At 43.4% G+C, this 20,967-nt stretch carries 19 protein-coding genes and 1 pseudogene; 19 read left to right on the top strand and 1 reads right to left on the bottom strand.

What is annotated here, in order from left to right; all coding sequences use genetic code 11:
• Nucleotides 1-156: 156 nt before the first annotated feature.
• Nucleotides 157-363, bottom strand: coding sequence for a hypothetical protein (locus tag QUA16_RS04560; RefSeq protein WP_333102194.1), 207 nt, complete (start codon nucleotides 361-363; stop codon nucleotides 157-159).
• Between the two features lie 804 nt (nucleotides 364-1,167).
• On the opposite strand from QUA16_RS04560, the gene QUA16_RS04555 reads away from it, so the two are divergent.
• The 19 genes and pseudogenes from QUA16_RS04555 to QUA16_RS04465 all read left to right on the top strand — a co-directional run bounded on the left by QUA16_RS04555 (nucleotide 1,168) and on the right by QUA16_RS04465 (nucleotide 20,929).
• Nucleotides 1,168-2,715 (top strand): metallophosphoesterase, encoded by a 1,548-nt coding sequence (locus tag QUA16_RS04555; protein WP_333102193.1) that lies wholly within the window; start codon nucleotides 1,168-1,170, stop codon nucleotides 2,713-2,715.
• Nucleotides 2,716-2,999: 284 nt separating this feature from the next.
• Entirely contained in the window at nucleotides 3,000-3,590 is a 591-nt protein-coding gene (locus QUA16_RS04550; protein WP_333102192.1) for a DUF4255 domain-containing protein, read from the top strand.
• A 4-nt stretch (nucleotides 3,591-3,594) separates the two neighbouring features.
• Nucleotides 3,595-3,975 (top strand): carboxypeptidase regulatory-like domain-containing protein, encoded by a 381-nt coding sequence (locus QUA16_RS04545; RefSeq protein ID WP_333102191.1) that lies wholly within the window; start codon nucleotides 3,595-3,597, stop codon nucleotides 3,973-3,975.
• 88 nt (nucleotides 3,976-4,063) lie between these two features.
• Complete coding sequence (locus QUA16_RS04540) at nucleotides 4,064-5,974, top strand: phage tail sheath subtilisin-like domain-containing protein (protein ID WP_333102190.1); 1,911 nt, start codon at nucleotides 4,064-4,066, stop codon at nucleotides 5,972-5,974.
• Between the two features lie 25 nt (nucleotides 5,975-5,999).
• On the top strand, nucleotides 6,000-7,202 hold the full coding sequence (locus QUA16_RS04535; RefSeq protein WP_333102189.1) for a phage tail sheath subtilisin-like domain-containing protein: 1,203 nt from the start codon (nucleotides 6,000-6,002) through the stop codon (nucleotides 7,200-7,202).
• Between the two features lie 24 nt (nucleotides 7,203-7,226).
• A complete protein-coding gene (locus QUA16_RS04530; RefSeq protein WP_333102188.1) occupies nucleotides 7,227-7,682 on the top strand; it encodes a phage tail protein in 456 nt (151 codons plus the stop codon).
• Nucleotides 7,683-7,696: 14 nt separating this feature from the next.
• The gene (locus tag QUA16_RS04525) at nucleotides 7,697-8,062 is read left to right on the top strand and encodes a phage tail assembly protein (protein WP_333102186.1); all 366 of its coding nucleotides are present in this window, start codon (nucleotides 7,697-7,699) and stop codon (nucleotides 8,060-8,062) included.
• Nucleotides 8,063-8,079: 17 nt separating this feature from the next.
• Nucleotides 8,080-8,232 (top strand): annotated as a pseudogene (locus tag QUA16_RS04520) (DUF6760 family protein); the annotation flags it as partial.
• A gap of 22 nt (nucleotides 8,233-8,254) precedes the next feature.
• Entirely contained in the window at nucleotides 8,255-8,716 is a 462-nt protein-coding gene (locus QUA16_RS04515) for a phage tail protein (protein ID WP_333102185.1), read from the top strand.
• 10 nt (nucleotides 8,717-8,726) lie between these two features.
• Nucleotides 8,727-10,169 (top strand): hypothetical protein, encoded by a 1,443-nt coding sequence (locus QUA16_RS04510; protein WP_333102184.1) that lies wholly within the window; start codon nucleotides 8,727-8,729, stop codon nucleotides 10,167-10,169.
• On the top strand, nucleotides 10,160-10,807 hold the full coding sequence (locus QUA16_RS04505) for a CIS tube protein (RefSeq protein WP_333102183.1): 648 nt from the start codon (nucleotides 10,160-10,162) through the stop codon (nucleotides 10,805-10,807). Before QUA16_RS04510 ends, QUA16_RS04505 begins: the two co-directional genes overlap by 10 nt.
• Nucleotides 10,808-10,812: 5 nt before the next feature.
• Entirely contained in the window at nucleotides 10,813-11,883 is a 1,071-nt protein-coding gene (locus tag QUA16_RS04500; RefSeq protein WP_333102182.1) for a contractile injection system protein, VgrG/Pvc8 family, read from the top strand.
• 5 nt (nucleotides 11,884-11,888) lie between these two features.
• Complete coding sequence (locus tag QUA16_RS04495; protein WP_333181028.1) at nucleotides 11,889-12,599, top strand: phage baseplate assembly protein V; 711 nt, start codon at nucleotides 11,889-11,891, stop codon at nucleotides 12,597-12,599.
• Between the two features lies 1 nt (nucleotide 12,600).
• Entirely contained in the window at nucleotides 12,601-12,924 is a 324-nt protein-coding gene (locus tag QUA16_RS04490) for a hypothetical protein (RefSeq protein ID WP_106333757.1), read from the top strand.
• The gene (locus tag QUA16_RS04485; protein WP_333102180.1) at nucleotides 12,925-13,311 is read left to right on the top strand and encodes a GPW/gp25 family protein; all 387 of its coding nucleotides are present in this window, start codon (nucleotides 12,925-12,927) and stop codon (nucleotides 13,309-13,311) included.
• Between the two features lie 5 nt (nucleotides 13,312-13,316).
• The gene (locus tag QUA16_RS04480; RefSeq protein WP_333102179.1) at nucleotides 13,317-17,279 is read left to right on the top strand and encodes a putative baseplate assembly protein; all 3,963 of its coding nucleotides are present in this window, start codon (nucleotides 13,317-13,319) and stop codon (nucleotides 17,277-17,279) included.
• A gap of 2 nt (nucleotides 17,280-17,281) precedes the next feature.
• Nucleotides 17,282-18,256 (top strand): baseplate J/gp47 family protein, encoded by a 975-nt coding sequence (locus QUA16_RS04475; protein WP_333102178.1) that lies wholly within the window; start codon nucleotides 17,282-17,284, stop codon nucleotides 18,254-18,256.
• The gene (locus QUA16_RS04470; RefSeq protein ID WP_333102177.1) at nucleotides 18,226-19,278 is read left to right on the top strand and encodes a phage tail protein; all 1,053 of its coding nucleotides are present in this window, start codon (nucleotides 18,226-18,228) and stop codon (nucleotides 19,276-19,278) included. The genes QUA16_RS04475 and QUA16_RS04470 overlap by 31 nt, the downstream gene beginning before the upstream one ends.
• Nucleotides 19,279-19,345: 67 nt before the next feature.
• The gene (locus QUA16_RS04465; protein WP_333102175.1) at nucleotides 19,346-20,929 is read left to right on the top strand and encodes a hypothetical protein; all 1,584 of its coding nucleotides are present in this window, start codon (nucleotides 19,346-19,348) and stop codon (nucleotides 20,927-20,929) included.
• Nucleotides 20,930-20,967: the final 38 nt, after the last annotated feature.

The raw sequence follows: 20,967 nt of genomic DNA, 5'->3' as shown, positions 1-20,967 counted from the left end.
CTTGACAAAAATGGGACGCTTGCGCTTTCTTGAACATTAGAGAAATTCCTACAAAATTCCTGTCTTTTGATTTTTTTAGATGCAGAACGCAGGGAATTTTATTGGATCGAATTTGCAGCGCCTTTTCAGCGTCAAATATTTTCGGGCAAACTCGTCCTAATAATAGGACACCAATTTCTGAATCAAGCCACTATTGGAAAGGCGGGAGCAAGCGTTCGACAGTCGAATGGTAGGTGCGATCGATCGCGAATGTGCGATCGCCCGTTCTCGAAGCCAAGATGCAGCAACGCCGCTGTCTTTATTTGCAAGTAAACCTGTACACCCTCGGTTCCTTTGTAGGTCGCTACTTTTTAACAGCTTCATTTTTGTCACCTGCCTAAAGACATAGTTAATTTACCTCTATAGATAAATGCTTGTCAAGGGCAAGAACATAAAGTTTGCATGAAGAACCAGAAAAAGGATAGAAAAAATCAACGTTTCCTGACTTAAGCAAGATTTGGGGATACCCGTTTAGGGCAAAAGTTGGGGTGCGGGCCGTCAGGAGGGCGCTAGAAAAATGCACGCAAAATTCTGGAACTGGCGTTTTTACGTCATAAGAGAAGCGATCGCTTCGTACCCGTATAACGATAAAACGTAAAGCCGCCTAAGCGAAAAGATTGCTAGAGGGGCATTCTTACAGGCGGTTTTTAAGGAGATGACAGATTACCCTATAGCTGTCTTTCCAAGGATCGAACCTCGACTTTTCGTTGCTTCAAATGTCGCAAACTCGTTAAATTTCCAAGATTGTGACAGTCATAGAGTTAGATGGCGATCGCTCATTCGCTTCAGACGGCATTGTTTGCGAATAGGCGTTAAATTTTTACAGTCTGTAGATTTTCTTAATATAAATAACCAAAAAAAGGGTGAGACCCCCTTGACAAGCTCTATCTAAAGAAATAGAGTTTGTCTATCGAAAGATAGAAGACAGTTAGCTTGTTCCCAACTAACTGCGAAAAAGTATTGCCTCTGTCAGCAGGTATTGCATCGTTACCAGGTTGAGGATAAAAAATTGAATTTTCACGCATCTATCCTTTCAGAAAGCGAGGAGCGATCGTGAGATATGGTCAAATATTTTGGCAGCAGTGACAGGAGTCTGGAGATTTTCTTTATGGTTGCTGCATAAAGTGGATGGGCAACCCAACTGATATGGTAAACAAGGTAAAAACTATGTCAAAGACTAAAATAGTCGTATTAAGCGACATTCACATTGGAACGAATGCGCCTACAGTATGGTATCAAAAGGGCATTCACGAGGAGTATTTAATAGCTGTTCTAGATTGGGTCATCGAAAATTCTCAATCAATTCGAGAACTAATTCTTCTGGGCGATATTGTGGATTTTTGGACTTATCCGCCTGACGAACAGCCCCCTAGTTTTGATGAGATTATGGCTGCCAACCCAAAGATTTTTAGTTCTAGTGGCAAGTTAAGTGAAGTTTTAACTGCACTGGAGGGGAAAATCACCTATGTGCGTGGCAATCACGACATGACCATTACACAAAGTGACTTGGACAATATTCCAAATCCAAATGGCTACAAAATTACATTATCGCCTGATGACATTTACTACCCTTTAGGCAACGGCAACCACAGGATTGTTTGCACGCACGGGCATCTCTACACGATGTTTAATGCTCCTTACAATAATAGTAACAATTCACTCAAACCATTGCCATTAGGTCAATTTATTACCCGCGCTATGGCTTATAAGTGGCAACGGCATCTTGAACCTGGTAAAACCGTGGCTGACTTAGATGCTTCTGGCGAGCCGAATGGCATTTGCCTAGACAATCTTGTAAATTCAGTTAATGATTCCGTAGCTGAAACAGTTCTCAACTATATAGTTACATTGACAGGGCTAGAAGAAACACACCCTATTCGCATGGCAAACAACACAGAAACTAGCATCAAAGAAGCTAAAAATATTTATCGCAATTTGTGGTCTGAATGGCAAAGCAAATCAGATGGAATTACTACGTCTAAATCGGCTACAGCCGATTTAAATGGGACTTTTATGGGCTGGTTCGCACAAAAGCTAGCCTTTGAAGTGGGGGCAGAGCTAGTTATTATGGGACACACCCACAAGCCTATTTCTGGACTGAAGGATTCTTTAATCAAGTATTTTAATACTGGCTTCAATTGTCCTTCAAAACGCGACCTCTCTAAAAAGCATCCTACTTTCCTTATCGTTGATACGGATGATTGCCATGCTGCAGTTTTTCAAGTAGTCAAGGAGCGAGAAGTCTACACTATTCAAGCGGCTGAGGCTGAAGAAACTAAAGTAGCTGCGCCATTTGATTTTTCTTGTTATTTAATTATCGATAACACTCAAGGCAACTGCGATCTGGACTTACTTGAATATGAACCAAAACCAAAACACGGACATTATATAGTTGCTCCTCCTCAAAAGATAAGTCGCGGAGAACAGGGAAGGTTCTGGCTGCAAGATTATCTGGGAACCAATGGTTCAGAGGGTTGGGCAAAATATTCGGCTCAAGGGAGAGAAATAAATTTGACTTATCAGTGCCCAACTGCTAGCAATCTGGTGAGTTTATCTTCAATAAACAACAATTGCTCGGGAGCCAACTTCTATACCAAGAGTGGGGGCGATAGCTGGGGCGATCTAAATCAAGTTAAAAAGCTAGGTCATCCATTTTTTGTGAAATTTGTCTTGTAATGAGGAAGCGGACATTCGACGCAGGAACCTATGCCTGCGTGCCGCTCAAGTCAATATTTTTTGGGATGGAGCAAACTTACCACAAAGGCGAACTAATGCGTGATTTACTGAAAATAGTTAATCAAGGTTTAACTCAAGAGGACTGGAAAGTCACTTGTATTATATTTGCCCCTTATGCTCCTGAAAAAAATCTATATTACCCTTGTCGATTCGCAAAAAAAAATAAATTGTTTAGTTTGTTCTAGTGGTCGGTAGTGACACGGTGCGAGACATCGCTTAAATCAATGATTCAAGACTTAGATGAAACTCTGCAAGAATTACTCAGTCAAGAACTTTCTCGAAAATGGAAGTCTACTGATTTTGGAATTAGCTTTGCTGCCCCTGATAAGGAGGTGGCTAGCAGCATAGATGCAGTTGCTACTACGATTAACCTGTTTCTCTATGACATTCGAGAAAACCTAGAATTGCGTAGCAATGAGTGGATCGTAGAACGTCAAAATAATGGTAGTGCGCTCAAATATCCGCCGCCTGTTAGAGTTGATTGTTCATATTTAATTACAGTTTGGTGTGCAAACAAGGAGATTAAACAGGAACACCATTTTTTAGGTGATGTTATGAAGATACTGATGCGCTACCCCAAAATTCCCAATGAGTTTTTGCGTGGTAGTCTCCAGGGAAAAGAACCTCCGTTGCGAACAATGGCTTTGCGTCCACCTCAATCCCAAAATTGGTCTGAATTCTGGCAAGTGATGGGAGGAAAGCCCAAAGCAATCCTGAGCTACACTGTTACCATTGCGGTAGATGTCCATGAACCTGTAGAAGCTGGAAAGCTCGTGCAGGAGTCGATAATAAATTATTCTCAATTAGGAGAATAAAATTATGTCAGCAAAGGAACAGACAAAAAATCGGGTGGCGATCGCAGGACAAGTTATAGATGCTGAAACTGAAGTAGCAATTCCTGGGGTCTTAGTGGAAATTACCCAAATGCCAGAGAAATTCAAAAATTGGCTCGATTTGCACGCTCTCCAGTATGGTAAGAGTTGGGAAAAGATCGTTAAGCGTCCTGACAAAACTCTAACCGCTGTTGACGGATGCTTTTGCTTGATAAACTTGCCCGATGGAGAATATACGCTTCTTACTATTCAAGTTTCTGCTCAAGGTTACAAACCAGTTGACCGAAGTGTAAAATTGAGCCAGAGTGAAACACTGGAGCTTCAGAATTTTCAATTAACTCCAGAAGACAAGCCAAAAGTTAAATAACTTAGCCAAGGCAATTTTTGGGTTGATAAGCTCTCAGCCGAACCAAACTGAATGAAATTGAGTCCAATTCTATAAAGGAGTAACTCCAATGACAACGTATCTCTCTCCCGGTGTATATGTAAAAGAAGTTTCTTCCGGTTCTGCTCCCATTGCTGGGGCGGGAACTAGCACAGCCGCTTTTATCGGTATTGTGTCCGATACGATTACTATTCCTACTGCGCCTATCATTGAGACTCAACAGAAGTTTTCAGTGAAGAAGTCACCAATAGTCTTAGAAAATCAGACACTTTCCAAAAAAGGGAGTGAAGATGGAATATATACATGGTCGCCTTCTACAGTTATTAACAAAAAAATCCAGATTAATCAAATTATTATGGATGATCATAATATATTTAATAACTCAGATTTTACCGTCACCCCTCCCCAGAATGAACAGACAATATATACAATCAATTTCCGGGTAGCGCCGAACATTAGCAAGCCAGTAAAAATCGACTATATCGGTCAGGATGTAGTAACAGAATTTCTGTGGGAAAGTAAGCCTGATCTGCTTGGTGATTGGGAAATATGGGTTGGCGATAATAAGTTAACAGAAAACCAAGTTAAAATAGAATTGGGTAATAAAGTTATATTCACACCGCCACTGGCACCGAACGATGACTTCATAATTAAGTATAAAGTCTTGGCCAACCAAGTGACTAATGAGCTAATTGGTAAACTTGTAGCGCCTAATGGCGAAGACAAAGATTTTACGCTCAAACGTTACCCAGTTAACACCACACAAAGTACATTTACAATCAAAATTGATGGAAAGCCCGATATAAGTATTAGCGATCGGCCAGAGGTCAAGCTGGAAAATGACCCAGTGAAGAAGATAGCCAAACTCACAATACCTAAAAGCGTTATAAGTTTAGTTGTTTCGGATAATCAGGTAAAAATTGTTACTGTCGATTACCAAGTTACTTTCCCCAAATTTGAAATATATGCAGCACAAGAAAAAGTGAAAGTGAAACTGTGTACCAATTTTAATGAGTTCAAAAATTTATTTGGAGATTTTTCTCAAGATGAAGGCCAAAAACAGCTAGCCCATGCAGTTTATGGTTTTTTTAACAACGGTGGAACTCGCTGCTATGTCATGGTTGTCAAAACAGTAAGTGAGATATTTGACAATTTAGAAAAATTGGAAGCGATCGATGAAATTTCTATGGTTGCTGCACCTGGAATTACCTCGGAATTGGTTCGCAGTGCCATCATTACTCATTGCCAGAAAATAGGCGATCGCTTTGCTATCTTAGATTGTGGCGAAAACGATACGAGCGCAGATATTACGAACAAGAAGCCTGCTAACTCCAACTATGCTGCATTCTACTTCCCTTGGATTCAAGTTTTTGACCCAGCTACAAAAACGGCGAATCCGGATGGGGATGGACTGATATATGTACCGCCCAGCGGTCACATTGCTGGAATTTACGCTCGCGTAGATGCACAAAGGGGGGTTCATAAAGCACCAGCAAATGAAATTGTGTTGGGAGCGCTGGGACTCAAGCAGAATCTCAGCAAAAGTCAACAAGACGGTCTAAATCCCCAAGGAATCAACTGCATTCGCAATCTCAACGGCAATATTCGGGTGTGGGGCGCGCGCACCATTGGAGGCGATGAGAATGGCGAGTTCAAGTATATCAATGTCCGTCGCTTATTTAACTATCTGAAAAAGTCGATCGACCAGGGGACTCAGTGGACAGTGTTTGAGCCGAATTCTCCGGAACTCTGGGCGAAAATCCGTCGCAATGTGACTTCTTTTCTGATGACCGTTTGGCGGAGCGGTGCTCTGTTTGGCAGTACACCAGAACAAGCTTTCTACGTTAAATGCGATGAAGAAACCAATCCACCTGAATTGCGCGAACAAGGCCAAGTTATAACTGAAATTGGTGTGGCTATAGTCAAACCGGCAGAGTTTGTCATCTTCAATCTCAGTCAGTGGTCTGGGCCAGGTAAATAGTAGCGATTTTCCAGGGAAAGTTAAAATGCTGACGGAGCAAAAACGACGTACAACACCAGGTGTCTACCTGGAGGAAATATTTCCTGCCCCTTCTCCCGAGTTAATTACAGGAGTCCCTGCATTCTTGGGTGTGACGAAGGTTAAAGATGCCGAACATAAAAATGCTAATCAACCGAAGCTATTAAAGCTTTGGCCACAGTTTGAGCAATTCTTTGGTCAGGCGTCATCTGGAAGTTACCTTGCTCATGCAGTACGCGGTTTTTTTGAAAACGGAGGTCGTCTGTGCTATGTGGTTCCTCTACAAGAGGCAAAAAAAGAAGCACTTGAACAAGGATTTGCAGCAATAGAATCTCTGGACACCATCGATTTGGTTTGCGCTCCAGATATTATGATGGAAAGTTCAGATATGAGGAAAAGTCCAGAAATACATAAAAATTGGGAATCGCACCGACTAGAGATGCAGAAACTTGTTCTGGATCATTGCGATAAGATGGGCGATCGCTTTGCTATTCTGGACTCACTGCCTGATAAAAAGGAAATAACCAAACAAAGAGATGGCCTGCAAAGCAATAACGGTGCTTTGTACTTCCCCTGGATTAAAGTTTTGGACCCAGCTACCCAGAAACTTATAGAAGTTCCGCCTTGCGGTCATATTGCTGGAATTTATGCTCAAAGCGATCGCACCTATGGTTTTCCTCAGACTCCAGCTAATTATCCCTTAGAAGGAGTCTTAGATTTGAGCGTTTCCTTGTCTAGCGATGAGCAAGACGCATTAAACTCAAAGAACAACTCAAATGAGCCACCAAGCATAAACTGCTTGCGCGTCTTCAAAGGTCGAGGAATTCGCATTTGGGGAGGCCGCACTTTAAGCCAAAATCCCGATTGGCAATATATTAACGTCCGGCGATTATTCTTAACCGTTCTTCGCTGGATAGAGAGAAACTTAGAGGATGTTGTCTTCGAGCCAAATGATTTCAAATTGTGGGTGCGTATTGAACGCGAATTAACCACTTATTTAGAATCATTACTGCGAAAAGGCGCATTGCAAGGACGAACTCCCCAAGAAGCGTTTTACATTAAATGCGACAGCGAAACTAATCCGCCAGAAATGCGCGATATCGGCACAGTTGTCACGGAAATTGGATTAGCACCGACTAAACCCAACGAATTTATTGTCGTTCGTCTCATCCACGGGACGGCTGGAGTTAATTCAACGACTCAACCTTAATAATTTTGAACAGGAGGATTCACTATGCCAGATCTAAAAGCCCCCCACAAACCCGATCCCTATTTAAGTTATCGCTTCTGGGTTGAATGGAATGGCATTATCCATGCTGGTTTTCGAGAATGTAGCGGCCTCAACTCCACCCAAACTCCTGCCGAATATCGGGAAGGAACCGATCCGCCAACTGTTAGAAAACTGCCAGGTTTAGTAACCTACAACAATATCACCCTCAAACGAGGTACAACCAATAATCAAGAACTCTGGAAGTGGCGGGAAAATACAGTGAAAGGGGGTGCTGAGTACAGAAAAGATATATCCATTGTTCTCTTAGATGAAACAGGTCAAGAAAAAATTCGCTGGAATTTAACTCATTGCTGGCCTGTCACTTGGTCGGGGCCTGACTTTAATGCGACTTCTAATGAAGTGGCCGTTGAGACTTTAGAAATTGCCCATGAAGGCATCAGCGTTGATAAATGGTCGTAAGTTTAAATTCACCAATGACACTGCAGACTGAATTTCCCTTTACTTTACCTCAAGGATATATAGACCCGGAAGGTAATCTCCATCGAGAAGGAACGATGCGATTGGCCACTGCATTCGACGAAATTGCACCACTGCGAGATCCGCGCGTTCAATCAAATCCAGCTTATTTGGTGATTATTCTTCTCTCCAGGACGATCGTTCGGTTGGGAGATGTCGAACATATCAATCCGAAAATGATTGAAAACCTCTTTTCTGCCGATTTGGTTTACTTGCAAGATTTCTACCAGCGCATCAACCAAAACGGTCACAGTCGCTTTCTCGTTGCTTGTCCTCATTGTCAAGGAGAATTTGAGGTTGAAACTGTGCCAGCGGGGGAGTAGTTTGCTACCCCTCAGAACGATTGCTTGAGGAGGTAGCTTATATTGCCTATCACTTTCACTGGTCTTACGAACAAATTATGAGATTTGAACACCGAGAAAGACAGCAGTGGGTTGCTGAAGTTATGCGAATCAATCAAAAGTCAAACGAGAGATTGAGACTGATTCCTTAGTTATGTAAGCGAGGAAAAATCTGTGGCAAGTAAGAACATAGGAGTTCGATCTAATCCTTACATGGCATACAACTTTTTTGTTGAAATTGAAGGATTAATAGCTGGAGGATTTACAGAAGTTACCGGGTTAGAAAGCGAAATAGAATTAGAATCTTACCAAGAAGGAGGAGTGAACGGATATACTCACCAATTCCCCAGACGAGTTCGATATCAAAATCTAATTTTTAGCCGTGGAATAACAGACAGCGACACGCTTTGGAATTGGTATGAAGCAACAATACTGGGCAAAATTGAGTTAAAAAACGGCACAATTATGTTGCGCGATCGCCAAGAAAAGACGGTGAAGCTTTGGCATTTTAAAAATGCTTATCCGGTGAAGTGGACAGGACCTCAATTCAATGCTACTAATGCAGGTACAGTAGCAGTAGAAAAACTGGAATTGATTCATCAGGGTATTGATACACCTGCAAACAAATCTCGCTAAGGCCTGGCTCATGTCTCAAACTCAATTACCAAAAACTAAACCGTTAACTTGGCATGACGTTATTGATAGGCAATTGCAACAGCGATTGTTGCGTCCTTTAGTCCAGCCCGGTTTGATTAACACTTCTGTGTTAGCAGGAGCAATTATTTCGCGATCGCAACGACTGAGCGATCGGCTACCCTTACTCGCACAAATGGATCGGCGCTGGTCTAGTGTAACTACTCAATCAGCGAATCATCTTCCCCTCGTTTACGCTCATCCTCTACCTAGTCCAGACCACACTGGGGAAAAACTCAATCTCTCAGAAACTTCATCTATCCCGAAAGTACATCGAAAACAAGTACCCATTATTCAAGCAAAGTTTGCTCCTGGTAGCGAATCAACCTTACTTGATAACTTGCCTCGGCAAAGCTCACAACTAAGTGAAGTAAACGACAAAAAACAAAATCACGTTCCTGAAAGTATTTTAGAGACTCTATATGTTCCAATAATACAGCATAAAGAAAGCTCAATTATTCAAACTAAATTAGTCTCGGACAGTGAATCGAATTTTTCTGAGAGAGATTCCCGGTCAGATTTACTAATGAATAGGGTGAGCGAAGAACCAGCAGAATCTTTGGTTTATATTGGTTCAGGTTCAAGAAATTTAGACAATATGGGTCAGTCGCATCAGTCAGCTACTCCGATAAATTCAACTTCTAACTTAGAGTTTTCCAAAATCTCAGTTAACCAATTGCCTGTTGTTCAGGCAAAATTAGACTCAGCCACTCAATCTGCCGATATATTATCCCCCAGTAGGCCCGGAAAGTTAGTTAGCAGCGAACTGGGGGAATCAACACTTCCTCTAGTTAAGTTTACGCCGGAATCGATTTCCGAAATGGCATCGCCAACTGCTCCTTTGTTTGGCGAAATAATGGCAGGTCGGGTATTGACAAATGAAGGGTATAGCTCTACAGTAAAAGTTATAAGTCAGGCTACCCAAACTCGAAATATGCTATTAACTCCTACGGAGGAGTTGGGCGCAAAAAAGACGGAGTTAACCGGACGAAATTCACAGTTATTAGTTAAGCCAAATATAGTCCCTAGCTGGGAGGGATTGGATACCCAACTTTTATGGTCTGTTCCTCCATTACCCAGCTACAGAACAGTAGCAGCTAATGAGAGTCATGATTTAGTTACTAAACAATATCGCCCAGGAGATAAGGCAGAACATAGAAAAGTAACTGAAGTTGCGATCGCCAGAACTGTTCCCCATGCTGATACTAACAATTCTGCCAGCACTTTTCCCAATAGTTCTGCAAGTTCAGCTATACAAGTACAGTATTCGTCTCCTATTCAGACAAGCAGTCAAACTCAGATTGACCTGGATAGTTTAGCAGACAAAGTAGAGCGTAAACTGATACGACGGCTGGCGATCGAAAGTGAGCGAAGAGGACAAAAACGATGGCGCTAGAAAAACTAAAAATTCTAATTGAAGACCAAACCCAAGGAAAACCGAATAAAGAAATACAAGCATTGTTCAATCCCAACCAAGTGACAATTAGCAAAACAGGTTGGAGTGAAGATAGCAAGAAGGGCTTAGTTGTTAGTCGCGCACCAGCCACTTTAACCATTGAGTTGTTTTTTGACACTACAACTTTAGGGAAATATCCGCCAGAAAACGTTCAAAACTATACTAAGCAAATTTACAGCTTAACTCTGATTGGGAAAAATGCTAGACCCCCTTTATGTCAAATAATCTGGGGTAAAAATGTTTTATTGCCTCTGGGAATTCTTAAATCTTTAACTAAAACTCTTACCCATTTTTTAGAAGATGGAACTCCCGTTGCTGCTAAATTAAGTTGCAATTTTCAGGAGTGGCAAGACCCCACACAACAAAAAAAGATTGAAAATCCAATAGACGACCCGATTCGGATTGTTAAGCAAGGAGAAACTCTCAGCAGCATCGCCGCGCAAGAATATAACGATCCTGCTATGTGGCGGTTGATTGCCAAAGAAAATAACATGGATAATCCGCGTTTATTGGAACCCGGTAAGCCTTTGACGATACCGCCAAGGCGTGCGGATAGCATTACGCAAGGGAGGCAATAATTACAGTGCCTAACCCCAGTGGAGTTGACTCATTAGTTCCCAAGTTGAACGTCCTGATTAAAGGAAACCGCTTACCTATGGAAACAGTCGGAGATTTACTCTCAGTAACCGTTTCCGAAGATTTGGACATACCCGCTATGTTTACCCTGGAATTGGTGAACTGGAATCTGGTAAAAAGCCAAATTACTTGGGCAGATAGTGAATTGTTCGATATTGGGAATACGGTCGAAATTCAAATGGGTTACGGGAACACTTTAAAAACTTTAATTGTTGGAGAAATTACCGGATTAGAACCGGAATTTTCCCAAACCGCAACTCCGACTTTAGTGGTGCGGGGCCACGATTTGCGCCACCGACTATTAAGGGGCAGTAAAACTCGCTCTTTTACCCAGATGAAAGATAGCGATATTGCTAGTAAAATAGCTGGGGAACAGGGAATTAGTTGCAAAGTTAAAGATACCAGTATAAAATTGGAATATATTTTACAAGCCAACCAAACCGATTTAGAATTTCTCCAGCAACGGGCTAAGCGCATTGGGTATGAAGTAACAGTAGAAGACAAAACCCTATTCTTTCGATCGCATCAAAATAATACTCAAAAGGTTTTGACGCTCAATCGAAGCGACAATTTAATAGAATTTTCGCCTCGTTTGAGTACGATGAGCCAGGTGGGACAGGTAGAAGTGCATACCTGGGATGTGAAGCAGAAAAAAGCACTGGTTGGCAAAGCGGGTGCTGGCGATGAAACCACTACTATGAAAGGAGGCACTAGCGGGCCAAAAAATACTAATCGCGCTTTTGGTAAAGCCACTCATGTTATTATTAATGAGCCTGTATTAAGTCAAGCGGAAGCAGAACAAATAGCTAAAGGACAGTATAATGATATGGCTCTGGCTTATATTACGGGCGAAGGGATTTGTCAAGGAAATCCTGAGTTTCGTGTCGGTTATACTATCGAAATTACGGGTTTGGGTAAACGTTTTAGCGGTTTTTATTATCTGACTTCAGTCACTCATATTTATTCGGAAGATTTAGGATATCGAACGGAATTTTCTGTCAGGAGGAATGCGGCGTAATGGCAATGAATATGCTATCTTATTTACAGGATGCAAATGAGGGAAGCGATCGCTTTTACGGCGTCACTGTAGGCATCGTCACCAACAACAAAGATGAGGAGGGATTGGGGCGAGTCAAAGTAAAATTTCCTTGGCTGTCTGAGACAGATGAAAGTTACTGGGCGAGGGTACTGACGCCGATGGCTGGGAAGCAGCGGGGACTCTACTTTTTGCCGGAAGTCGATGATGAGGTGTTAGTGGCTTTCGATCGCGGCGATATTTCTTCTCCTTATATTTTGGGGGGGCTTTGGAATGGTCAGGATAAGCCGCCTGAATCTAATACCGATGGCAAAAACAATCTTCGGGTAATTAAATCGCGCAGCGGTCATCAGATTATTCTGGACGATACGGAAAATGCCGAGAAGATTACTATCCGCGATGGTACTGGCAAAAACCAGATTGTCATCGATTCAAAAAATAACTCGATTAGCATCGAAGGAGAAAAAGATATTTCGATAAAAGCCAAAGGTAAAATCAGTCTGGAAAGCAGCGATGGAGATATTTCTATCAAATGTAAAAATTTAGCTATTCAAACTCAGCAAAATTGTGAAATTAAAGCCAATTCAAAAGTTGAGGTAAAAGCTAATTCTAATTGCAATATTCAAGCTAATGCTGGCATGGCTTTGAAGTGCATGGCAGGCGTGAAAATTAACGATGGTGCCTTGGAGGTAATCTGAAATGCCGGGATATTTGTTACACGCTGGGGCGAGTGTTATTTGCGCTCATGGGGGACAAGCACAACCTACAGCCCCTAATCCCAGAGTTAAAGTGATGGGACAACCTGTGGTGACTCAGGTATTTCCCTATACCGTTGCAGGTTGCGTCAATCCACCACCCCCAGCTAACGTTGGCCCTTGTGTAATGGCGCAGTGGGTGAGTGCTGCACTCCGAGTCAAGGTAATGGGACAGCCTGTTTTGCTGCAGGATAGCAAAGCGGTGGCGATACCCACTGGCACTTCGTTGAATATTTTGGTGACTCAAGTTCGCGTGAAGGGAATGTAAATGAATGCAGATTTTTTAGGGGTGGGATGGACATCGCCGGTGAAACGCAACGAAGCCGGACAAATCGAAATGGCAGGCTATGAAGATTGCGTTCGCCAGTCGATTTTGATGATTTTGGGTACTGCTAAAGGCGATCGCATTATGCGACCTGATTTTGGATGTGGCATTCACGATCTGGTCTTTGCCAATAATAGCCCCGGCACGATCGGACAAGTCATTGACGAAGTGCGTCAAGCGCTGATTGACTGGGAACCGCGTATCGATCTACTGGAAGTAGATGCTAATCCTGATGAAGCTCAGCCGAATCAATTGCTGATTTTAATTAATTATCAGGTTCGCACGACTAATAATCGGTTTAATTTGGTGTATCCGTTTTATTTACAGTAATTATTATGTCGATTCAGCCTCCCAAAATTGATAGCCGCAGTTATGAAGATATTGTCGCTCAGACTGAGGCGTTAGTTGAGGATTTCACAATCAGTGAAGTTCTACCGCAAGATTTTAAAAAATTATTGCTCGGTCGGACGTTGGCTGAGGAGGTAAAAGATAGAAATCGGCTGATAGCTTTCAGCGGTCAGTTAATAGATAAAGACCTAGCTGATGAAATTAGCAAGATTCAGGATCTTAAGCGAGTGAAGGTTAAGGGTTGGCAACCACCTGGATCTAGTGAGATCGATCCAAAAGAGAAAAGTAGGCTTGCTGGTCTTATCCTTAATCAGGACGTTAAGGATGGAGATGCAGAGATAATAGCCACCAGAGGTACAGTCATAGATACAGTCTTGGCAGAGAAGCTCAGCAAAATTGAGGGACTCAGCCGAGTGAAGGTAAAAATGCAGCCACCTGGGTCTATTGAAGTTGAACCCAACGCTCTGGTAGGGCGGACACTGGATCAGGACGTTAAGGATAATAATGATACCATCGCTACTAGAGGTACTGTCGTAGATGCAACCCTAGCGGAGAGAATCAGTCAAATTTCGTCTCTTAAGGTAGTAAAAGTCAAAGTAGAGACGGATGCAGGACGGGGGCTGATTCGCATTTTCGGGCGCATGGCGGCGCTGGTGAGCGATCGCCTCAATCAAGCCCCAGACAAAAATTTCCTGGCTTTCCTCGACTTAATTGGCACTCAGCTATTGCCTCCTCAGCCTGCCAAGGTGCCTCTGACTTTTTCTTTGGTAGAAATGAGCCCTGTAGATGCGCTGGTTCCTGCCCACACTCAGGTAGCTGCCCCACCTGCTGATGAACAGGAAGAAGAAGTGGTGTTTGAAACCGATCGCGAACTGGTTGTAACGACTGCCCAACTGAAAGCGGTGTTTGTGCGGGAACCTGAGAAAGACAAGTATAGCGATCGCACTTCACAAGCAACGGGAAAAAGCGATCGCACTTCACAAGCAACAGGAAAAAAAGATGCTGCATTTGAGGCGTTTACAGCAGAACAGCCTATTGAGCATTGTCTGTATTTAGCCTGCGATGAACTCTTTACTTTACCTGGAAACAAAACTATAACTCTAAAATTCGAGTTTACCGAAGCAACCGATCTAGCAAATCTACCGAAAACTTGGTCGTGGTCATACTGGGACGGTAGCTGGCGATCGCTGTCGCCTTTCCTCGACCAAAAAGCTGGGAATTCGGAAGTGATTATTAACAACCCGCCAGTTCCTACGCAACTGACTATCAATGGGATAGAAACTGTGTGGTTACGGGCATCACTAGAACAGACATTTCTTGATGAAAATGTAAAGCAAGGGATAAAGGAGCTTAAGGTTAAGGATGTCAGAGACTTTATTGCAGCTAATAATACTATCAGGATTGCTGCTGGTAGTAATAACCAGGAGGACTGCAAGGTTACTAATATTCAGGGACAAACTCTCACCATCGAGCAACCTCTCAAATATAGTCATCCAAAAGATTCGAGTGTATGCCTCTCAAAACTCCCAACGATTAATCGCATCACTGTTAGTGCAAATATAGAGCAGAACGATTTAACGCCTGAGTTTTGCTTTTTTAACACGGTTCCCCTCGATCTCAGCAAAGACTTCTACCCTTTTGGCGAACAACCACACTTTAACGACACGCTCTACATTTCAAGTAAACAAGCCTTCGCCCAACCTGGTGCAGTAGTTACGATCGTAGTAACATTAAGTGAAGGTTTATCTGTTAAAGCTGATGGCGGTGTCCAGGTCGCTTGGGAAGTATGGGATGGCGGTAAATGGCTGGAGTTGTTAAAAAGTTCGTCCAGCGGTAGCACTCCTGATGCCACTAACTTTACCAGCAGCGGAGAGGTGAGCCTAGCTTTACCCGCGACAATTGCTCCAACTCAAGTTAATGGAGAGAGTAATTATTGGATTCGTGTTCGGATTGTGAATAAAGGCAACTATGGTTCTGGAACTGCTTTTGGTCAACCAATAACCTTCACTACTCTCAGTGAAGATGCAAACATTGGGGCAACGGAGCTAAAAGTCAATAGCGCCAGAGGCTTTATGGCTGGGGATAGTATCCGCTTGGGGTTGGGCAGTAACACCCAGGAAGAGCGCACGATTGAAAGTGTTAAAGATTCTGGTACACTCATTCTCACCCAACAGACAACCTGTAAGCAAGTAAAAGCTACCAGTGTATTCCTTCTATCAAATCTAAACTTTGGACCGCCATCTATAAAATCACTGAAACTGAGATATAGCTATACTAAAAACGATGTTTCCTTGTCTGCTTGCCAAACTTACAACGATTTCATCTACGTCAATCGCTTACCAGAAAATAGTAAAAATGTCTCTCCTTTTTCACCATTTATCCTCACAGCAGACAAAAATCCGGCTCTCTACCTGGGGTTTGACAAACCATTTGCGAATCGACACACAAGCCTTTTTGCTCAGGTAGAACCTCCACAGTCAGTGCAACCGAGCGATACAGAACCCGTGCGACTGGTTTGGGAATATGCTAGTCCTTCCGGGTGGTCTTGGTTGGGAGTTCAAGATGAAACGAATGCTTTTGCTGAACGGGGACTGATTCAGTTTATCGGCCCAACTGACTGGGAAAAAACTTCGGAATTTGGTCAAGAGCTTTTCTGGTTGCGAGTAAATTGGCAGGAAGGTCAGTTTCGCGTACCGCCTCGCCTGCAACGACTGCTGACCAACACGATGTGGGCAACTCAGGCAATCACCCTGGAAAATGAGATTTTAGGGTCGAGTGATGGCACTACCAGTCAGATTTTCCGTACTGTCCAAAAACCCGTACTCCAAGGTGAGAAGCTAGAAGTGCAGGAAGTCAAGATTCCCTCTGCTGAGGAACGGACAGCGATCGAGTTACTAGAGGGAAATGATGCGGTAAAGGTTGTCAGGGATGAGGCTGGACAGATAGAAGCTGTATGGGTGCGCTGGCATAAAGTGCGGGACTTCTATGGTTCTGAACCGGGCGATCGCCATTATGTCTTGGATCGGTTGACGGGAGAACTGCTGTTTGGGGATGGGCAGTATGGTATGGTGCCGCCTCAAGGACGCAACAATATTCGCCTCTGCCAGTATCAAACGGGTGGCGGGACGCGGGGAAATTTGGCTGCTAATACCGTTGTTCAGCTAAAGACTACGGTTCCATATATAGAAAAGGTGACTAACCTGGAAGCTGCTGGGGGGGGAACCGAACAGGAATCTATCGATCGGGTAAAAGAACGAGGGCCCAAGTTTCTTCGCCACCGCGATCGGGCTGTAACGATTCAAGACTTTGAGGATTTGGCTTACGAAGCTTTACCAGATGTCGCTAGGGCAAAAGCGATCGCTCCTACTTTTAAACAGAAGTCGCAGGAGCAAAAAGACAACCGATTCGACCCGCTCGATCCTAACTTGTGGCTAGACCCCAATACTCGTAACCCCAACTTAGATAATCACAACAAAGCCAAAGCTGACAATGCCGGACAAATCAGAATCCTGATCGTGCCGAGAACTACAGCGCCTCAACCTGTTCCCAGTTTGGGATTGATCGATCGGGTGAAGGCTTATATGCGCGAGCGTTGTGACCCCAGTGTAGACTTACAAGTTACTGGTCCAGAGTGGCAGGCTGTATCGGTTACGGCTGAGGTGGTTCCGAAATCCCTGGAGAAGGCGGATGCGGTCAGAGCAGCAGTCGTTGAGCAGTTGGAAAAATTCCTACATCCCCTGACCGGAGGAAAAAAAGGTCAGGGATGGGCTTTGGGGCGTTTGCCTCAACAGTCGGATTTATATGCAGTAATCCAGTCAATTTCAGGGGTAGACCACGTTCGGTCATTAAAGGTCGAACCAGACCCTGAGACGAAACACTTATCTCCAGAGCAGTTGATTTACTCTGGCACCCTTATTATTAGCTCGAACTTGCCAAAGGAGGGAGCATAAAAATGTCATTACCCTTGCCGAATTTGGATGACCGCACCTATGCTGACCTTGTAGAAGAAGCGCGTTCTCTGATTCCGATCGAGTGTCCGGAGTGGACAGACCACAATCCAAGCGATACCGGAATTATCCTGATTGAGTTGCTGGCTTGGTTGACCGAGATGGCATTGTATCGGGTCAATCGTGTTACCGACAAGAATGTGGAAACGTTTCTCTTGCTGCTCAATGGCCCTGAATGGAAGCTGGAAGGGGATTTACAGGTAGCAATTCGACAAACTGTTTTAGACCTGCAAAGACACGATCGGGCAGTTAGTTGTGCAGATTTTGAGCGACTGGCCTTGGCATGGAGGAGTGATAAAATTGAAGGTAAGGTCGGGCGATCGCGTTGCATTCCAGAACGGAATCTGAGTCAAACAGACTCGGTAGCCCGAACCAGAAAAGCTCCCGGACATATAAGTTTGGTGGTGGTTCCAGAATCTATAGACAAAGAACCCAAACCCACACAAGAGCTAACCAAGGCTCTGATGGAATATCTGGATGAATGGCGACTCTTGACTACTCGCCTTCACATCGTAGCCCCCGATTATGTGCATTTAAAAATTAGGGCGCAGTTATATCTAGAGGATGGTGCTAATCCATTGACAGTTCCAGACAAGGCAATCAAGGAGGTAGAAAATTTCTTCGCTCCCCTTAACTCACAGACCTACTGGGAGGGCAAAGGTTGGCCGTTTGGTCAGAATGTCTACATTTCTGAACTTTATCAATTACTGGATCGATTGCCTGGGGTGGATTATGTTCGGGGGGTCAACCTTGAGGTATCTGGTGCTACCAAAACTGAGCAGCTTACTGATAATAATAACCTGACTAGCATTATCATCAATGACAATGAATTGGTGGCAGTGCAAGTTGATAAAAATAGTTTTACGATGATGGAACAAAGGGGGGGAGAATGGAAACCAATAACCAATCAAGCAGAGTAAGTAGTTATTTGGAGTATCTGCCAGCAAGCCAGCAAGCCGATCCGTTTCTGGGGCGGTTCTTACTGGCTTTCGAGCGGATTTTGAGCGGTTTCTCCTCTGCCGAACCTCAAGATCCGTTTCCGAAACAACACGGGTTAGAAGAAGAAATTAACCGCATCCATACTTACTTTAATCCGGGTACAAAAGAAGACTATGATACAGCTCAGAGTGAATTTTTACCTTGGTTGGCGGGTTGGGTGGCGTTGAGCTTGCGGGAAGAATGGACGGAGGAAACCAAGCGCCAGTTTATCAGACAAATTGTGCCGTTGTATCGTCGGCGCGGTACAAAGGCAGGTCTTGAAAAAATTCTACAGCTTTATCTGAAAAGCTCTAATTTGCCTGAAAAGGTTGAGGTTTTTGAATTTGACGATCCGCCGCACTACTTTCAAGTCCAGGTAACATTACCAGATCCTGACGTGGAAAAGTATTGGCGACAGGCTCGAATTGCCAGGGCGATTATTGACCAGGAGAAGCCAGCGCATACCTATTATGGTCTGAAAATTCTGGTGCCAACAATGCGGATCACGGGCAATGTGTATCCCATCTGTTTGGAGAAACCTGGTACGATCGTCGCCACTGTCAGTCAAACTGATACATCCAAAAGCTCTTTGAGGCTCAGTATCAAAGCTAATTTGGGACAGCCAGAACCCAATGTTTATAAAATCGGCAGCAGCGATCCCTTGGAAGTCACCTACACAGTGGCACAACAGCAGACGGAGCAAAACAAAAAATGGTATGTATATGTAATCGTTGATAACCTGAGCGATCGCCAATTTGAAGTCAATCTAACTGTTAATTATCGTCCGGAACCCCCATCGAATGAACAGAAAAAAGAAGAAATTATATTGGAGAAAACTGGAGAAAAATTACAGCGAGGTTTGAGAATTTTTAAGATTAAAGGAAAACAGCCGACAGAAGGGAATACAATTCTGGGAACCGATACGGGACTTAAAACCGAAGCATCTAAATCACCCACAAAATAAAAAAAATAGCAAAAGAATCGACTTGTCAAGTAAAAGTTGAAAAAAAATAACAGAGAGGAAACGCAAGATGGCACCCAACGAAATAGACAAAGAACAAGAAAAGGCAATAGACCAGCGACCCAACTATTTTGCTGGTCAGTATCTACTAGAAGATGACTTTCAGTTAGAACAGAAATACCACATAGACCGTCAGCGCCGCCACAACCGTCTTCTCCATGTATCAGGGATTGCCGAGGGGTTGAAAGTCAGCCTAGGTGAAGATAAGAAAGTAAAGGTATCAGCAGGAACGGCCATCGATTCACAAGGACGGCAAATTATTCTGCCAGACGATCAATCCGTTGACTTACTTATCAAAAAAAATAACAACCAAGATGGAGATTATAATTTATCGATTAAATATAGCGAGGTGCCAACACATAAACAGGAAAGCGAGGGAAGCCAAGAAACCACGAATCGGCGCGTACAAGAAACGCCAGCGTTTGAGCTAAGTTCATCAACAACACCAGACGTTATACCACTGGCAAAGCTGACAATTAAGGGGGGTAAAGTCGAAAATGAGGAAAATATCGATCAGAGTGTCCGACAGTATTCAGGGATTAGCTTACCTACGGAAGATGGGAAGGGAGTCACGTTGCGATCGCAACGCGAGGATAATTCCAATATAGCCCGACTGAACGGCGGTTTGAGCATTAGCGGGAAGCTATCTGTTACTGGTCATACGCAACTCAACAATACTTTGACGGTAACGGAAAGCACAAACATCAAAAATAATCTGACAGTAAAAAGTCTGATGGTAGGAGAAAACGAAACAGGTTTCACACTGCGATCGCAAGGCGATGAAAATACAAATTTAGCAATACTAGACGGCAGTTTGAGGATTGGCGGGAATCTATCTGTTACTGGTCATACGCAACTGAATAATACCTTGACAGTCAAGGAAAATACCACACTTCAGAAGGATTTGAATATCAGCGGAAATTTAAATATAACTGGGACGAACAACCTCACAGGAAATATCAACACAAATGGCAGTCTGACAGCCGGAATAATTACCGCAGAGCGGGTATTCGTGAAGAGCGGTTTCATTCAAAAAGAAGGAGACGCACCAATAGCAAACCAAGGTTCTGACATGGGGATATATTCAAGAAGACAAGGGTTTGCAATGAGATTTGTTACAAATGGCGGCGATTTTTATTTTTTCAAAGATGGAGATTATGGAAAAAAAGAAGAGGACAGAGTGCTAGCGATAACCCAAGAGGGAAATCTAATAGCAAAAGGAAAAATAAAAGCGACAAGAATAGAAGGACGCCTAATAGGAAAAGAACAGCACTTGGAGGGCAAATTTTTCGCCAAAAATGTCGAGAAGATAGAAGGGATAGCTGACGATGATGGATTCATAATCGCATGGATATGGGCAAGAAAAGACGGAGAAAGAGGAAGCATTGACGTCTATGTACGAGACACCAAAGATCAAGATATTTTGAGGGGGACAGCATCAGTCCATAATTACCCGGAAAAAGAAGCCCATATAACTAGAAGCTCCACTACTGTCCCAGTGAGGAAAGATGAAAAATATATCGTCCTAAAAGAAGACACATTTGGAACTTGCGATTGGAGGGTTTATTGGCAATCGATCGCCGGAAAGGAGTAGAAAAGAAAGAAAAAAACGGAGAACCCAAGAAAAAAGGA

Source organism: Microcoleus sp. S13_C3 (assembly GCF_036700905.1).
Classification (GTDB): Bacteria; Cyanobacteriota; Cyanobacteriia; order Cyanobacteriales; family Microcoleaceae; genus Microcoleus.
The sequence above is the reverse complement of the archived record's forward strand: the minus strand, read 5'-3'. Positions and strand labels throughout refer to the sequence as shown.